Here is a 14,944-nt window from a genome sequence, read left to right as displayed (position 1 = left end):
TGGCGGTTGTGGCACGAGTCGAGCAGCCCCCGCGCCGATGCCGGCGCCATGCTGCCGGGCCTGATCCGGGACGGCCGCCGCGCGCTGCGCACCCTCGAGGGGCAGGAACGGCGCACCGCGGCCGCCGCGCTCACCGGCGCGTATGTCCTTTCCGAGCAGGTGCTCGCGTGGGTGGCCGATGCTCCCCTGCTGTGGCTGGCGGCCGATCGCGCGATGGCGGCCGCCGAGATCGCCGACGACCCAGTCATCCTCGCGGCCGCGGCGTGGGTACTCGGCAACGTCTGGCGCAGCACCGGCCGCGAGGAGGACGCCTACCAGCTGGCGCAGGACGCCGTACGGCTGCTGGAGCCCCGCCTCGACGGCGACATCGCCGCCCAGGCGCTGTGGGGGTCGTGCCATCTCCACAGCGCGATTACCGCCGGCCGCCTCGGCCGGGAAGGTGACGCGCTGCGGTCGCTCGATTCCGCGATGGGATTGGCGCGAGCGATGCCGGCCGCATCCGTTCATCCCTGGACGCTGTTCGGCCTGCCCAACAGCGAACTCACCGCGGTATCGGTGCAAGTCGAGCTGCGACGTTCGGGCGGTGCAGTCGCGGCCGCGTCGATCGTGGATCCGGACACGGTGCCGAGCATCGACCGGCAAGCGCGGCTGTGGCTGGAGCTGGCGAGAGCCTATGGCGAGCAAAAGGATTGGGTGAGCACCCTCGGCGCGCTGAACAAGGCGACCAGCATTTCCGAGGAATCCATGCAGTGTCATCCGATATCGCGGGCGCTCGCGGGTGAACTCGTCACCCACGGTGGCCGCCTGATCGCCCGCGACGCGCGAGCGCTCGCGACACAGTTGCACGTCACCGTGTGACCGACACACCGCGGGCCCGCAAAAGTTAGGCTTGACATACTTTTGCGGGCCCGCGGTAGTAGGTCATTCGTCCCGCGAGATCCTTTGCGAGACAGCATCTATCCCCCGCCTCGCCCCTCTCACGATGACGGCGAGTTCCCACACTGCCGCCTCGGCGGCGGTGAAGAACAGCAGCGACATGCGCAGCAGTCCGCCGGGCCTGCCGGTGCCCAGCATCGGATGAGGCGGGGGGAGCCTCAGATATCGCACCTCGCGGGCGAAGAACACCGCGGCGCCGACGACGTGCCCACCGACCGCGACCAGGATCACCCAGTCCACAGATTCCTCCCATGAATTATGTTGCGACACAATATGATTAGGCATTTCCGGATTCCGGTCCGTTTCTGACCGCCGATAACCTTTCCTTATCGGCGGCCAGAATTCCGCCGCGTCCAGTGTGGATAGGACCCTTTCCAACTCAGCCGCGAACTGTGTTCGTATGCAACACTGTTGGCTCTCCTCGCGGGTACGCCCGCCGAGGATCCCGGTCGGGAAGAGGGGCCGCGGTACTGCCGTGCGCGCCGAAGCCTGACAGGGGGACCGCCCCGGGCTATTAGGAGTAGCCCGGGACGGTTCTCCTCCTATCGGGTCACGCGGCGTCGAGTCCGCGGCGCGAGCCGGCGGCCGCGCGCCGCATGCTCTCGGATGGGACCCAGGTGTAGATCTGCGTCGTGGTCACGTGGGCGTGGCCGAGCAGCTCCTGCACCGCGCGGATGTCCTTCTCGACGGCGTAGGCCGAGGACGCAAACCGGTGCCGAAGGTTGTGCGCCGTCCAGCTGCCCTCCAGGGCCGCGCTGACGACCTTGCCGAAATGCGCCGCGCTCAGGTGCCCGTCGATCTGCCCGGGGAACACGTACCCGGGTGGCAGCGCGCGCAGCACCGCGGCGAACTCGTCGTCGACCGGGATGATCCGCTTCCGCCGGCCCTTGCCGTCCACCCGGATCACCCACCCGTCCCCCAGCCATTCCAGGTCGCGGGTGTGGAGCTTGGCCGCCTCATGCCGCCGTAGACCGGTGAACGCCAGCACCGTGACCATGACGCGCGTGCGAAGAGCGACGTTTCGCAGCGCGTCGTCGACCACGGCATCGGGCGCCGGACGCGGCACCGCCGGCGGCGGGGTGATCGTCGGCAATTCGTAGGCCGGATTGGTCGGCATGTGGCCATCGGCGTGCGCCCACGCATAGAAGACACACAAGCTGGACCGGTACGACGCCCGCGTCGACGGTGCCCAGTCATGCTGTGCCATCCACGTTCTTAGGTGGGCCTTGGTAATCTCGAAGGGATCAGTCCTCGGATGATCGACGGCGAATCTCCGCAAGTGGTAAATGCGGAGGTAACGGGTGGTTTTCGGCCTCCCCGCCGCCCGCAGGATTTCCTCGAACTGATAGATCGGGCCGACCCATTGCGCGGGTACGGCCAACATATGGCTACCTCTACGGCTCATGGGTACCGGTTCTAGTTGATGCGACAACCGGCGATTGGTTGAATTCGGAAATTTCGCCATTGTTTTCCATTCAAATGGGGATGGATACCGACCGGTCGCGAAACACAACGGCGTGTTTCCAGATGGAATATCAGGTAACGCGGCGAGTATTACACTGTAAGAGTCCGACCTTAACGGGAAATTGACGGCATCAGATCGTGAAATTGATGGCCATTCCGCACCGCGGGCACGTGATCGACGGCTCGACAACGGCCGCCCTCACGCGAAGCCCTCGATCCACCTGCGGGCCTCGGCGACGGTGCGCATCCCGACACCGGCTATCGCCTCGAGGTGCGCCAGCGCGACGGCGACGGGCATGCTGCCGGTGATGCCGTGCTCGGCCTCGGCGGCGGTGTCGGGGTGCTTGCGCAGGTCGCTGCTCATCGACGCCATCGCACGGGCGACGGCCTGGCCGTCGCTGTCGTCGTCGAGTTCGGCCAGGGCGCGGGCCTTGCACCAGGCGATGTGCTCGGCGCGAGTGGTCACGGCTGGGCCTCCTGTCGTTCGGCGCGCACGGCCCGCCAGTCGGTCGTTACGCCGCAGGTTCTCGGGGGCAGGTCCGGTGATACCGGCTGGCTGTGCGCGGTGAGACCGGTCAGCCACTGCGTGCGTGCGATGTCGTGATGCTCGTCGCACGCGAACACCATGAGGTCCAGGGAGCCGTACAGGCTGCCGTCTCGCGGGCTGTAGCCCTCGACGCAGTGCGTCGCGTCGCGGTCGCAGACGCGGTCCGGCGGCACGCGTTGCGCGTCGCGGGCGCGGCGTTGCGCGCGGTAGTGGTCGTTGGCCGCGTCGAGTTCGCCGGCCGCCTCGTCGAGCAAGGCTTTCGCGGCGGCGATCTTCCGCTGCGCCGCCGACCGGGCCGCGGCGGCGACCGCGGGCAGCCGGCCCTCGCCGGGATCCCAGCTTTCGTGCAGCCAGTCGACCGCGTCGCCGAGTTCCCGCCGCGCGTCGGCGACGCGACCGCGGGCGTTGAGGAACAGGGCGGCCTGTTTCGGCAGCGGCAGCGGCCCGGGAATGTGGTTCACGACTCCTCCAACGGTCGGTGCCAGACCTGCACGAGCAGGAATGGATCGATCCGCCCGAAATACCACCTGCGGTGGTCGGTGTGGTCGGTCTGATCGAGGCCGAGCGCGTCGCGCCACTGCACGGCGACCGTCGCCGGGTCGGCGTGCTCGACCGGAGAGACGTAGGCGACGACCGCCAGCGAGCCCTGGTGCTCGCGCGAGCGGTCGGGCCCGCAGGTCCACGACAGCGGCGGCAGCTGCGGCGCGAGACCGTTCATGTAGGTCCCTGCCGCGTCGGAGACGCTGCGGAAGAAGCTGAACCAGTCGAACGCAGCCTGCGCCGGCGGCGCGGCGGTCACCGCGCCGCTCCATTGCGATGCCACGACCGGAGCACGACCCGAGAACCCGGGTAGTGCGTCTGGTGATTTCCGGTGTGCTTGGTGCGGCGGTCGCAATCCCACCGCAGGCCGCGCTCGTCGGTGTCGGTGCTGCGGCAGGTGCGCTTGGTCGTGGTCATTCGCCCGGCCTGTCGTCGGAGGTGATCGGGGTGATTTCCACGGTGTCGCGGAACGCCTGGAAATGCGCGGCGGCGTCCATGGCCACGTACCGCATGTCCGGGACCAGGTCGTTGCCGTCACCCCATCCGGTCGGTGTGTAGTAGGGCAGGCCGGTGACGGCGTAGGTGTCGGCGAACTGGTCGTCTTCGGCGACGGCCACGATCAGCGGCAGGTCGCCGGGGAACGAGGCGAGCGCGTCGCGGGCCTGCGCCACGGTGCACGCGACCCCGGCCGCCGGCGGATCCGGCATCAGCACCGCCAGCAGCTCCGCGACCAGGCGCCGCGCGCCGCCATCGCGGAGCCGGAGCATGTTCCCGGGGGAACCGAACTGGACCACGATCTCCCCGCTGGCCGTGCGCCGGCGGGCGGTGATCTTGCCGGTCGAGATCGGGTCGGAGACGACAACGAGGTTGGCTTCGTCGACCGGTGCCGGATCGACCGCCGGCCTTGCCTCGGGCGGCGTCGCGGCCGTCATGCCGTCGCCCCGGTCGGCACGGACACGAGCAGGGGCCGCCGACTGCGGTCCGGATAGCGGCGTGATGTACGCTGTACGTTGTTTCGCAGAGTGCGCAGGTCAGAGACTCGAGACTCTAAATCAGCGGGTTCGGGGTTCGAGTCCCTGATGGCGCACCCTCACTGAGGCCCTGGCGAATATGTTGCCGGGGCTTTCTCAATTCTACCGGCCACTGCCGGATTCTCCGATGCTTCACGGAGTGTCGTGAATGATTCGGGCCAGGCGTGGCGGGGCGAGATGTGCTATCGCGCAACGGGGCCCGCGTATGCTGCGGGCTCGCGGTGTTGTTTCGTCGAATGCGGCTCGTCGGGTGGGTTCAGCTGAGGGCGCATCCGAACAGTGCGTTTTGGAGCAGGCGGGGAGGTCCGGGCCGGCGGGTGGCGGAAGTGGTGGCGGGTTTCGTACCAGTAGGTGGCTGCTACGCAGGCCCATCCGGCGAAGGCGGCGATGGCGGGGACACCGGCGATCAGGATCAGCAGGGTGGTCATCGCGGTCAGGCGGGCCGGGTGGGGGTCAGGGCGCCGTCCATGACCTCGGTCCACCAGTGGTCCAGGGGGCTGGGGTCGGGCCAGCGTACTGCTTGTGTGTCCGCGGAATCGGTTGCGGGAGTTGGTATGTGGTCCACGGCCGAGGTGTGGTTCAGGGGGGTGGGTGATGGTGTGATCACGATGGTCCTCGAACGTCATCGGGCGAAGGGGCCGGGTGAGCCCGGAAGCATTCGTGCCGACCGGGCTCACCCGCGGATAGGAAGAGTCTGAACTCGGACGTCTGAACTCGGTGTCTGCTATAGGCATCACCTCGCTCTGCCGCCGGCGTACCGCCGCGGCCGCGCCGGGTCAGGCGCTGATCGCGTGCTGGTTGTCGTGGCGGCTGATCTCGATCTTGCGGGGCTTGGCCTTTTCCGCGACCGGGATGACCAGGCGCAGGACGCCGTCGCGGTAGTCGGCGCGGATGGCGTCGGTGTCGAGGTTCTCCCCCAGGAACAGCTGACGGCTGAAGACCCCGCGGGGGCGTTCGGCCGCGATCATCGTCCGCTCGGAGTCCAGCTTCGGGCGGGCGGCACGCACGGTCACGACGTTGCGTTCGATGTCCAGGTCGAGGGACTCCGGGTCGATGCCGGGCAGGTCGAGTTCGACGAAGAAATTGTCGCCCTCGCGCCAGGCGTCCATCGGCATCGCCACCGGGCGCGCCGGCGTGCCGAACACCTGCTGCGTCAAGCGATCCAGGTCCCGGAACGGATCGGTGCGCATCAACATGGTCGCCACCTCCACTCACTCCATTCTCATTCGATCGGAACTCAGATAACCTCTGTCATCTGACTTAGATCTGTTTTAGCACTCGACTGAGGAGAGTGCAAGCAGTGTGCTGAGGTAATCTGGCATCACGAGAGAGGAACGCAGATGCTGCCTGATCGAGACGACAACTCGCCCGGTCATCGGCCCGGCCCTGCGCAGGCGGTGTACGGGATCTCGGTGGCCGCGGAGCTGGCCGGGATGGGAGCGCACTCGCTGCGCCTGTACGAGGACCACGGGCTGGTCACCCCGGCCCGCAGTGCCGGGGGAACCCGCCGCTACAGCGACGACGACCTGGCGCGGCTCGCGCGTATCGCCGCCCTCACCGGGCAGGGGATCAACCTCGCCGCGATCGCGCGCATCCTCGACCTCGAGGACACCAACACCGCACTACGCGACAGGAACGCCGCGCTCACGGCCGAACGCGACCAACTCCGCGACCAGCGCGATCCCTCATGACCGGCAGCCCGGCTCGGACAATCCAGGGTTACCAGGGTGTGTTCCATTCCCGGGAGACCTCGGGTGGGTCGTCGACCGGGGGCAACGGTGCGGGTGTACGGGTGACGGGCCAACCGGCGGCACGAGCGAGGGCGGCGAAGCGGATGGCGTTGTGGACGGCCGCGCCGCCGGGGTCGTTGTTGAAGTAGACGTACACGTCGCGGCTCACGTCCCAGGTTTCGCCGAGGCGGCGCACCCAGTCGGCGAGAACGTCCTCGTCGTAGCACGGCCACGGCGTGCCGGTGCCCTCGTGGAAGCGCAGGTAGCCCCACTCCGCCGTGCGCCACAGCGGAGTGACGGGCCGGTCCAGCCGGTCCGCCCAGCACAGCGCCGCGCCACGCTCCGCCAGCACGGCGCGCACGTCGCCGGTCCACCAGCTCTCGTGGCGCGGCTCCACCACCACGCGCACATCCGCCGGGATCAGCCGCAGCACGGCCGACAGACGGTCCGGTGCGGCGGACAGGTTGGGCGGGAGCTGAATCAGCAACGGGCCCAGCTTGTTTCCGAGTCCGCGCGCCGCGTCGAGCATGCGCTCGAGCGGTATCTCGGGGTCGAGCAGCCGCCGATGATGGGTGAGCACGCGGCTCGCCTTCACCGCCATGACGAAGTCGTCCGGGGTGCGGGTGCGCCAGCCCTCGAAGGTCGTGCGCGCCATCGGGCGGTAGAAGGCGGCGTTCAACTCCACCGTGGCGAACGCGCCCGCATAATGCTCCAGCCACCGCCGCTGCGCGACGCCCTTCGGATAGAACACCCCGCGCCAGTCCGCGTACTGCCATCCCGACGTGCCGATGATGATCGCCATACCCGCGGCCTTCCCGCCCCAGCCCGCCGCAATCTCACCCGTCACGCCTAGGGGGGCACCGAAAGGATCTCGGTCGCCGTCGTTTGTGGCCGGGGGCGCCGGGTACGGCGTCGATGATGGCCATCAGCCCGGCCATCCCTGCCGACCAGGAGATATCAACCATGGCAGCACAACGCATCGACAGCACCGCGGACGTCGTCGGCTTTCTGCTGGACCAGCACAACCGGATTCGTCACCTGTTCGCCGAAACCGCCGAGGCGGCAACGCCGGAGGAGCGGGAGCAGAAGTTCTACGAGCTGCGCCGGCTACTGGCGGTCCACGAGACCGCCGAGGAGGAGATCGTTCATCCGCGGGCCCGCCGCGAGATCGACAACGGCGAGGCCATCGTGGACGCCCGGCTACAAGAGGAGAACAAGGCCAAGAAGGCCTTGTCCGAACTCGACGATATGGACGTGTCCTCCCCCGAGTTCGGGGTGAAACTGGCCGCCCTGCGTGACGCCGTGCTCAACCACGCCGGCCACGAGGAGAACGAGGAGTTCGAGCAGCTGCGCACGCAGCTCCCGCAGGACGACCTCGAGCGCATGCGCGCCGTCGTCGAATTCGCCGAGAAGACTGCCCCTACTCGCCCGCACCCGGGCGTCGAGTCCGTGGCGGCGAACATGTTCGCGGGCCCGTTCGCCGCGGTTCTCGACCGCGTCAAGGACGCGATCACCAAACCGAGTCACTGACAGCGCATCCGGCGTCGTCGTCACCGGACGGGTTACCCGCCGGGGAGCCCGCATTCGAGGAGGAGGAATAGGGGTCGGGTGAAATTCTCTGTCCACCAGGGGTTTTCGCAGAACTGCTCGGGAGTGGGGTGAGGTTCGCGGAGGGTGGTGAGGGTGAAGCCCGCCGAGGTGATCATGGCTACGTGGGTTTCGAGGGAGTGGAAGGTTTGGATCGAGGGTGCCGGAGAGAGGGTGCCCGCGACGTTGAATCGCTGCTCCACAGTTCGAGTGCCGAAGTAGGCGTCGACGGAGAAGGAGGCGTCGCCCGCGGGGGTGCGGGCGACGCGGGCGGCGTAGAAGCAGGGGTGCATGCTCAGCAGGAGTAGGCGGCCGGGACGGGTCAGGACGCGCAAGCGGCGGGCGCGCCGCTACGGGTGGGGATGGAGGCCCTCGCGGACCTCGGTGAGGGTGCGGGTGAGCAGCTGGCGGAGTTGGGCGGTCATACGGGTGGAGTCGGTGGGTTTGGCGGTGACGGTGCGGTCGCCGAAGGTGGCGTAGCGGCCGTCGTCGGCGAAATCGATGACCTGGAAGTCCTTGCGGCCCTGGATATGACGGTTGTCGGGGCTTCCCCAGGGGTAGACGGCGATGTGGACGGTGGCGGTGGTCGGGCGGTCGAAGAACCGGGAGTACTGCTCCTTCGGGCCGATCACCCAGGGATCACGGATGTGCGGGTCGGGGCGGTTCAGGTCTTCGACCGGAATGGACAGGGGCTTCCCTTGTCCGGCAGCGCATTTGGGGAGCGCGGCGACCACGGCGGCCGCGACACGGTCCGCCGGGACGAGCAGCAGATGAACGTCGCCGCCGACCGTGTCGTCGGAGCCGGGTTCTTGGACCGCGACGGCCCCGAAGCGGTCACGCACGGCCCCGTGGACCCGGATCCTGCGTTCGTGGTTACGACCGTGGAATCCGGCCACCTCGACGCGGGCCTCCGGCGCGAGCAGCGTCGTGACGGCGCTCTCCAGGTCCTCGTTCAGCTGGGACAGCACGACGCGAGCCGTATCGCTTCGAGTGCGGACCACCTCTTCCCAGGTGCTCTCGGTGACGAAGCGGTGCACCAGGGGGTACGGCAGCACGTCTCGTCCGGTGGAGTCCCACAGCACCCGGAACTCGACGGCGCGGAACCGCCACCGTCTGCCTCCGCTCATTCGCCCAGCACCGGAGGCACGGTCTTGGGCAGCGTGGGCAGGCCGGTCAGCTCGTCGCCGTGTTCCTGGGTGATGAGGTAGTCGGGAATGCCCTTGGTGCGCTCTTCCTCCTCCTCGCCCTTGCCGCGGCCCGCGGCGCCCGCGCCCATGCCGGGCATGCCCGCGGTCCCGGCGCGGCCCGCGGCCGTGCCCACGCGCGCCCCGACACCGGCCCCGGCTCCCGGCTGGGCGGCGAAGGGCGCACTACTGCCCACGCCGCCGGGCACGCCCGAACCCGCGCCCCCTGTGCCACCGCCGATTCCGCCGGACCCGCCACCGACTCCGGAGCCACCGACACCGCGCGGCACGGACGACCCGGCGGCATTCGGATCGAGACCGGACGGCGTCGTCGCGGACGACGGATCGGTGCGCGTCTGATCCCCGGAATTCCCGCTCCCCTGCTGCTGGCTCGAATCCGGCGAATTCGACTGCGAATTATCGGAATTCGGGTTCTGGGTGCCGGAATTCTCGTCACCGGGCTTCGGCGTCTGATCGCCGCCGGAGGTGTTGGGACCACCGGACCCGTTCGGGCCGCCCGGCTCGTCGCCGCCCGGCTTCCTGGCGGTGGCGGCTGGTCGCCGCCAGGGACGGGGGGCTTCTGCTCGTTCGGCTTGGGGATCACCGGAACGTTCGTATCGCTCTCGTGCACGACCGGGGCGTAGACCGTCTTCAGCACACGTTTCGCCTCGGTGTAGGCGTTGTAGTAGGCGGAGTCGTCGTTCTTCCAATGACGCCCGGCCATCCAGTGCCGGAAGTTGTCGATGCCCGTCCGGTGCTCGGGCACGTGCGGCACAAGGTCTTTCGTGGGCTCGAGGCCCGTGCGCAGTTCGGAGAGCTTGTTACTCGTCAGCGCGGCGGCCTTGGCGACCTGGGAGGCCTGCGTCGTGTAATCGGTGACCGCCTGCGCGGCGGCCGTGCGCGACTCGCCGCGCCAGATGCCCTCGTCGGTGGCCTTCGCCATGGCCTGCTGGAACGTCTGCAGCGAGGTCGTCTCGTTGACGCCGATCTTGCGCCACGCCTCGATCAGGTCGCCGACCGCCTTCAGGTCGATCTTGTCGACCTTCGTGCGCAGCGCGGCCAGATCGTGCTGTTCGAAATTGTCGGTGGTATGCACGGACTGCGGCCGGAAGGCGCCGTCGTAGCCGATCCGGCCGGCGTCGCCGCGGACGGAGTCGCGCTGCCGGTTGTACCTGTCCTGCACCGTCGCCGGGCTGGTCGCGTCGGGGATCTCCTCGCCGGCCATCCAGCTCGTCAAGGAATGCCCGATCTGCGAGGCGACGGTGCCGAAGTTCGGAATTCCCATATAAGAAGACGACACTGCCCTACCCCCCTTGGATCAGATCTTGCCGTACGACTCTCTGACCTTACCAAACAGGCCTCGCATCACAGTTTGACCTGCTCTTCGAGGCTCGAGTAATCTCGAGCCAGTGGCTACGAAGGACGGCGCCCGAGCCAGGCGTCACTACGGCGGTCGCACCGCCGAGGAACGGGCCGGACAGCGGCGAGCACGGTTGCTCGAGGCGGCACTCGAGCTGTACGGCACTCAGGGATTTTCGGCCACCAGTATCGAGCAGTTATGTTCCGCGGCAAGCATTTCCACGCGCAGTTTCTACGAGGAGATGGGCAGCCAGGAGAATCTGCTCATCGCCCTGGCCGACGACATCACCGGCCGCGCGGCCGCCGCGGCGCTCGCCGGACTCGGCGAGACGGCCGATCTCCCGCTGGCCGAGCGCATCGCCCGCGGGTTCCGCGCCTATCTGCAGATCACCTGCCGCACACCGCAATCCGCGCGGGTCTGCTACGTCGAGGTGGTCGGGGTCAGCAGCACCGTCGAGGAGTGGCGCGGCGAGTGGCGGGCGCGCATGGGCACGCTGTTGCAGCGCGAGGCCGAGCGCGCGGTATCCCACGGCGACGCCCGCGCGCGGGACTACCGATTGTTCTCGATCGCGGTGATCGGCGCGGTGAACTCGCTGGCACAGGAGCTGGCCCGCGGCGACCGGGATCCGGCCGCGACCCTGACCCTCGACGAGATCTGCGACGAGATAAGCACTTTCGTTCGTGGTGGGGTCGCCTGATTCCGGCCAAAAGCATGCCGGAAAATAGGAGGGACCATGCCGGAAAATGGGAGGGACCATGCCGGAAAATGGGAAGGACCCGTGCCGGAAAATGGAAGGACCGCCACGGACTAGGCTCGACCCCACCCTCCGATACGAGTCCGCCATGACCGATTACGCACACACCGACCATGCCTCGAAGGGCCGCGCCGACAAGGCGCGGCGCTTGGCGGCCTATATCTGGCAGCGCGGGATCAGCGGCGCGGACCTGCTCGCCCTGACCGCGGCAGGCCGCCGCAAGCTCGCCCGCGCCGCCGACACCAATCCGCCCAGCACCGACGAGACCTGGGCGATGGTCGCTCGTCTGCTCGACGAGAAGGACGCCTGGGCGGCGCGGCATCCGGACCATCCGGAGGCGCGGCGCGCTCACCTCGACGAGAAGATCCTGTGGGTGAAACCACCGGTCACACCGTGGATGCCGCCCGCGCACCCTTGACAGCAAGAAATGAACGGGGTTTCACTTCTTGATGTGACCCCCGACTACGAGCACCACTCCGGCACCCGCCCGGCGGCCTGGCGTGAGGACGCGACCGCCGGCACCGACTCGCCGTACGCGAATCTGCCCGCACCGGACACCGACATCGCCTACCGCACGCTGACCTACGAGGTGACCGGTCGCATCGCGCGGATCACCTTCGACCGTCCCGACCGCGGCAACGCGATCACGGCCGACACCCCGATCGAACTCGCGCACGCGGTCGAGCGCGCGGATCTGGACCCGCGCGTGCACGTCATGGTGGTGTCCGGGCGCGGCAAGGGCTTCTGCGGCGGTTACGACCTGTCGATCTTCGCCGAGGGCGGCCTCTCCCCCACGGCCTCGGCGCAGCCCACGGCGGGGACCGTGCTGGATCCGGAGGTCCAGGCGCGCAACCACAATCCGTGGGGCACCTGGGATCCCATGGTCGACTACCAGATGATGAGCCGGTTCAACCGCGGCTTCTCCAGCCTGCTGCACGCGAACAAGCCCACCGTGGCCAAGCTGCACGGCTTCGCGGTCGCGGGCGGGACCGATATCGCGCTGTTCGCCGATCAGATCATCTGCGCGGACGACACCAAGATCGGATATCCGCCCACGCGGGTGTGGGGCATTCCGGCGGCCGGCATGTGGGCGCACCGGCTGGGCGATCAGCGCGCCAAGCGGCTGCTGTTCACCGGCGACTGCCTGACCGGGAAGCAGGCCGCGGAATGGGGCCTGGCCGTGGAGTCCTGCCCCGCCGAGGACCTCGACGAGCGCACCGAGCAGCTCCTGCACCGGATCTCGCAGATGCCGGTCAATCAGCTGATCATGGCGAAGCTGGCCCTCAACAGCGCGCTGCTGGCGCAGGGGGTGGTGAATTCGGGGATGGTCAGCACGGTGTTCGACGGGATCTCGCGGCATACGCGCGAGGGCTACGCCTTCCAGTTGCGTTCCGCCACTGCCGGTTTCCGCGAGGCCGTGCGGGAGAGGGACGAGCCGTTCGGCGATTGGAAGCGGGCGCAGTTCGAGGAGGGGACGGGGGAATAGTCCTCGTTTTCCGGCGCGGAAAAAGGAGGAGGCGGTGCCGGAGAGGGCGGCGATGTGATTCAGATGTCCCCGAGGGTCGTAGTGCGCTCGGCCGTGGCCGCCACCCTGTCGGCCAGGGATCGCACTGCCTTCGCCTCAACTTCAGTCATGCCATCGATAAATAAGTGCCGGACCAGCTCGACGTGGTTCGGGGCCGCCTTCTCCAAGGCTCGGCGGCCCGGCCCGCTCAGGCGGACCAGGATTCCGCGGGCGTCGTCGGCGGCGGGTTCCCGGGTGACCAGGCCGCGTTTGTCCATGCGCGCCAGATGCTTCGACAGGCGGCTCTTGTCCCAGCAGATCTCGGCGGCCAGGTCCCGGGCCCGCAGGCAGCCGTCCTGCGCCGCGGACAGGGCCACCAGGATCTCGTAGTCGGGCATCGACAGGCCGTCGCGCGCCAGTCCGGCGGCCATCGCCGCGTCCAGGCGCTGCCGCATCCGGATAAACGCCGACCAGGTCTGCTGTTCCTCGTCGCCCAGCCATCGCACCATGGGAATGATCCTAGTCAGAGTTTGGTTGACATGGACACCAACCCGCCGAGGAGGTCCCCATGCCCGCCGTCACCGTCGACAACATCCTCGTACTCCCGCGGCTGCCGCGGCCCGACGAGACCCTGCGGCAGCGCGCGGTCCGGAGCGTCACCACCGCACACCGCCAGCGCGAGGGCGCGGGCTTCGAGGTGCGGCGACCGTTCCCGAGCCCGGAGCTGCGCACCGCCGACCCGTTCATCCTGCTCGATCAGATGGGCCCGGTCGCCTACGAGCCGTACGAGGCCAAGGGCGCGCCCTGGCACCCCCACCGCGGCTTCGAGACCGTCACCTACATGCTCGACGGCACGATGGTGCACCACGACTCCAACGACGGCGGCGGCACCATCGGCGAGGGCGACACCCAGTGGATGACGGCCGGGTCCGGCATCCTGCACGACGAGCTGCCCGCCGAGGAGCTGGTGATCTCCGGCGGCGTCTTCCACGGCGTCCAGCTGTGGGTGAACCTGCCGCGCGCGCTGAAGATGGCGCCCCCGCGCTACCAGGACCTGCGCGCGAGCGAGCTGACGCTGGTGAGTTCTCACGACGGCGGCGCGCTGGTGCGCATCATCGCCGGCGAGGTCGGCGGCTTCGAGGGCCCCGGATCCACGTACACCCCGATCTCCTACGCCCACGCCTCGATCAGCCCCGGCGGACGCCTGGAAACAGGCTGGCCGCAACAGTTCTCGTCGATGGCCTACGTGCTGGCCGGCAGCGGCAGCGCGGGCGCGGAGGGCCGCCCGCTGGCCGAAGGGCAGCTCGCGGTGTTCGGTCCCGGCGACGCCATCACCGTGACCGCCGACAACCGCCAGGACACCCCGTCCGGCGACCTGGAAGTACTGCTGCTGGGCGGCGAGCCGATCCGCGAGCCGGTCATCCAGTACGGGCCGTTCGTGATGAACTCGAAGAGCGAAATCATCGAGGCCATCGAGGATTTCGAGGCCGGGCGGATGGGCCGGATCCCCGCCGAGCATTTGGTGGGCAAGAGGCTCGGTGAGTAGATTTCACAAGCGGCTCTCGGCCTCCCGTTTGACAAGAGCCCGGGCCATCAGAACAGTAGACTCGGCGGTTCCCGGCTCTGCTACCGCGGGGAGTGCGGCCGGCCCGTCGTAGTCAACCCCTTAGACATCGAGGAATACATGAACGTTCGCAGGCTAGTAGTGACCGCCAGCGCGGGACTGATCACCCTCGCGGCTCCGATCACTCTCTCTGCTCCGGCCTCCGCAGACGGTTTCGTCCCCTCCGGCTCGGCCGGAACCGGCTCGTCGGGTATCGACGACGCCATCGGCGCCACCGGATCGGCGGGCCTGGCCCAGACCGGTTCGGCGGGCGGCACCTTCAAGAACTGCGACGAGGCCCGCGCCGCGGGTCGTGCGCCGCTGTTCCGCGGCGAGCCGGGCTACTCGCCCCACCTGGACCCCGACGGCACCGGAATGGCCTGCCCGACCGTCTGATCGGTCCCGAGAACACCGACACCCGGTGTGGCATCGCGCCACACCGGGTGTCGTGTATTCGGGCTCAGCGGCGGAAGATCCGGAGCAGCAGCAGCAAGAAGACCAGCACGCCCGCGCCGATCAAGCTGTACTTCACCTTCGGCTCGCTGACCTTCGCGACCACCGCCTGCTTGGTGTTGTCGGCGATCCGCTGCGGATCCGCCCGCACCGCGAGCTCGTCGAGTGTGTTCGCGAGCCGGTTGCGCGCGGCTTCGATCTCCCGCTCGATGCTCTCGGTTTCCTTCGCCACGTTTGTCTCCTGAAGTTCT

Annotated in this window: 22 protein-coding genes; 8 read left to right on the top strand and 14 right to left on the bottom strand. The window is 68.7% G+C overall.

Annotated features, from left to right (window positions below; translation table 11 throughout):
• Nucleotides 1-858: hypothetical protein (locus ON41_RS09495; protein WP_040746988.1), on the top strand; the 858-nt coding region annotated here is incomplete at its 5' end.
• 63 nt (nucleotides 859-921) lie between these two features.
• Here the strand turns inward: ON41_RS09495 and ON41_RS09490 are convergent.
• The 8 genes from ON41_RS09490 to ON41_RS09460 form a co-directional block, all read right to left on the bottom strand.
• Nucleotides 922-1,176, bottom strand: a complete 255-nt coding sequence (locus ON41_RS09490; RefSeq protein ID WP_040746974.1) for a hypothetical protein — start codon at nucleotides 1,174-1,176, stop codon at nucleotides 922-924.
• Between the two features lie 310 nt (nucleotides 1,177-1,486).
• Nucleotides 1,487-2,320: a tyrosine-type recombinase/integrase gene (locus tag ON41_RS09485; protein WP_063709860.1), complete on the bottom strand. Its 834-nt coding sequence runs from the start codon at nucleotides 2,318-2,320 to the stop codon at nucleotides 1,487-1,489.
• Between the two features lie 279 nt (nucleotides 2,321-2,599).
• On the bottom strand, nucleotides 2,600-2,866 hold the full coding sequence (locus ON41_RS09480) for a hypothetical protein (protein ID WP_040746972.1): 267 nt from the start codon (nucleotides 2,864-2,866) through the stop codon (nucleotides 2,600-2,602).
• The gene (locus tag ON41_RS09475) at nucleotides 2,863-3,408 is read right to left on the bottom strand and encodes a hypothetical protein (RefSeq protein WP_040746971.1); all 546 of its coding nucleotides are present in this window, start codon (nucleotides 3,406-3,408) and stop codon (nucleotides 2,863-2,865) included. The genes ON41_RS09480 and ON41_RS09475 overlap by 4 nt, the downstream gene beginning before the upstream one ends.
• Nucleotides 3,405-3,746, bottom strand: a complete 342-nt coding sequence (locus ON41_RS09470) for a hypothetical protein (RefSeq protein ID WP_040746970.1) — start codon at nucleotides 3,744-3,746, stop codon at nucleotides 3,405-3,407. The genes ON41_RS09475 and ON41_RS09470 overlap by 4 nt, the downstream gene beginning before the upstream one ends.
• Nucleotides 3,743-3,904, bottom strand: coding sequence for a hypothetical protein (locus ON41_RS41460; RefSeq protein ID WP_157185414.1), 162 nt, complete (start codon nucleotides 3,902-3,904; stop codon nucleotides 3,743-3,745). The genes ON41_RS09470 and ON41_RS41460 overlap by 4 nt, the downstream gene beginning before the upstream one ends.
• Complete coding sequence (locus ON41_RS09465; RefSeq protein ID WP_040746969.1) at nucleotides 3,901-4,419, bottom strand: hypothetical protein; 519 nt, start codon at nucleotides 4,417-4,419, stop codon at nucleotides 3,901-3,903. The genes ON41_RS41460 and ON41_RS09465 overlap by 4 nt, the downstream gene beginning before the upstream one ends.
• 875 nt (nucleotides 4,420-5,294) lie before the next feature.
• Entirely contained in the window at nucleotides 5,295-5,714 is a 420-nt protein-coding gene (locus ON41_RS09460; protein ID WP_040746987.1) for an Hsp20/alpha crystallin family protein, read from the bottom strand.
• A gap of 147 nt (nucleotides 5,715-5,861) precedes the next feature.
• Between ON41_RS09460 and ON41_RS09455 the strand changes: the two genes are divergently transcribed.
• Entirely contained in the window at nucleotides 5,862-6,209 is a 348-nt protein-coding gene (locus ON41_RS09455) for a MerR family transcriptional regulator (protein ID WP_373281329.1), read from the top strand.
• A 28-nt stretch (nucleotides 6,210-6,237) separates the two neighbouring features.
• On the opposite strand, the gene ON41_RS09450 is transcribed toward ON41_RS09455, so the two are convergent.
• On the bottom strand, nucleotides 6,238-7,050 hold the full coding sequence (locus tag ON41_RS09450) for a DUF72 domain-containing protein (RefSeq protein WP_051161165.1): 813 nt from the start codon (nucleotides 7,048-7,050) through the stop codon (nucleotides 6,238-6,240).
• A gap of 161 nt (nucleotides 7,051-7,211) precedes the next feature.
• Between ON41_RS09450 and ON41_RS09445 the strand changes: the two genes are divergently transcribed.
• Nucleotides 7,212-7,778, top strand: a complete 567-nt coding sequence (locus ON41_RS09445) for a hemerythrin domain-containing protein (RefSeq protein WP_040746984.1) — start codon at nucleotides 7,212-7,214, stop codon at nucleotides 7,776-7,778.
• Between the two features lie 32 nt (nucleotides 7,779-7,810).
• Here ON41_RS09445 and ON41_RS09440 read toward each other — a convergent pair whose 3' ends face one another.
• The 3 genes from ON41_RS09440 to ON41_RS43380 are packed head-to-tail and all read right to left on the bottom strand — an operon-like array spanning nucleotide 7,811 to nucleotide 10,304.
• Complete coding sequence (locus ON41_RS09440) at nucleotides 7,811-8,170, bottom strand: hypothetical protein (RefSeq protein ID WP_051161160.1); 360 nt, start codon at nucleotides 8,168-8,170, stop codon at nucleotides 7,811-7,813.
• 15 nt (nucleotides 8,171-8,185) lie between these two features.
• Nucleotides 8,186-8,962 (bottom strand): ESX secretion-associated protein EspG, encoded by a 777-nt coding sequence (locus tag ON41_RS09435; RefSeq protein WP_040746968.1) that lies wholly within the window; start codon nucleotides 8,960-8,962, stop codon nucleotides 8,186-8,188.
• A gap of 46 nt (nucleotides 8,963-9,008) precedes the next feature.
• On the bottom strand, nucleotides 9,009-10,304 hold the full coding sequence (locus tag ON41_RS43380; RefSeq protein WP_157185413.1) for a hypothetical protein: 1,296 nt from the start codon (nucleotides 10,302-10,304) through the stop codon (nucleotides 9,009-9,011).
• 124 nt (nucleotides 10,305-10,428) lie between these two features.
• Between ON41_RS43380 and ON41_RS09420 the strand changes: the two genes are divergently transcribed.
• The 3 genes from ON41_RS09420 to ON41_RS09410 all read left to right on the top strand — a co-directional run bounded on the left by ON41_RS09420 (nucleotide 10,429) and on the right by ON41_RS09410 (nucleotide 12,619).
• Nucleotides 10,429-11,076 carry a TetR/AcrR family transcriptional regulator gene (locus ON41_RS09420; RefSeq protein ID WP_040746965.1) on the top strand — a complete coding sequence of 216 codons (648 nt, stop codon included), beginning with the start codon at nucleotides 10,429-10,431 and terminating at the stop codon, nucleotides 11,074-11,076.
• A gap of 145 nt (nucleotides 11,077-11,221) precedes the next feature.
• Nucleotides 11,222-11,551 (top strand): hypothetical protein, encoded by a 330-nt coding sequence (locus ON41_RS09415; protein WP_040746964.1) that lies wholly within the window; start codon nucleotides 11,222-11,224, stop codon nucleotides 11,549-11,551.
• A 33-nt stretch (nucleotides 11,552-11,584) separates the two neighbouring features.
• Nucleotides 11,585-12,619: a crotonase/enoyl-CoA hydratase family protein gene (locus ON41_RS09410; RefSeq protein WP_040746963.1), complete on the top strand. Its 1,035-nt coding sequence runs from the start codon at nucleotides 11,585-11,587 to the stop codon at nucleotides 12,617-12,619.
• Between the two features lie 59 nt (nucleotides 12,620-12,678).
• Here ON41_RS09410 and ON41_RS09405 read toward each other — a convergent pair whose 3' ends face one another.
• Complete coding sequence (locus ON41_RS09405; protein ID WP_040746962.1) at nucleotides 12,679-13,146, bottom strand: MarR family winged helix-turn-helix transcriptional regulator; 468 nt, start codon at nucleotides 13,144-13,146, stop codon at nucleotides 12,679-12,681.
• Between the two features lie 59 nt (nucleotides 13,147-13,205).
• Between ON41_RS09405 and ON41_RS09400 the strand changes: the two genes are divergently transcribed.
• Both ON41_RS09400 and ON41_RS09395 read left to right on the top strand, forming a co-directional pair.
• A complete protein-coding gene (locus ON41_RS09400) occupies nucleotides 13,206-14,183 on the top strand; it encodes a pirin family protein (RefSeq protein WP_040746961.1) in 978 nt (325 codons plus the stop codon).
• Between the two features lie 138 nt (nucleotides 14,184-14,321).
• Complete coding sequence (locus ON41_RS09395) at nucleotides 14,322-14,636, top strand: excalibur calcium-binding domain-containing protein (RefSeq protein ID WP_040746960.1); 315 nt, start codon at nucleotides 14,322-14,324, stop codon at nucleotides 14,634-14,636.
• A gap of 64 nt (nucleotides 14,637-14,700) precedes the next feature.
• On the opposite strand, the gene ON41_RS09390 is transcribed toward ON41_RS09395, so the two are convergent.
• Nucleotides 14,701-14,925: a DUF3618 domain-containing protein gene (locus ON41_RS09390; protein ID WP_040746959.1), complete on the bottom strand. Its 225-nt coding sequence runs from the start codon at nucleotides 14,923-14,925 to the stop codon at nucleotides 14,701-14,703.
• Between the last annotated feature and the right edge of the window lie 19 nt (nucleotides 14,926-14,944).

Origin of the sequence: Nocardia transvalensis NBRC 15921 (assembly GCF_000308875.1) — a bacterium.
In the GTDB taxonomy this organism is placed as follows: domain Bacteria; phylum Actinomycetota; class Actinomycetes; order Mycobacteriales; family Mycobacteriaceae; genus Nocardia; species Nocardia transvalensis.
Note: the sequence above shows the minus strand (reverse complement) of the source record. Positions and strands in the feature narration are given on the sequence as shown.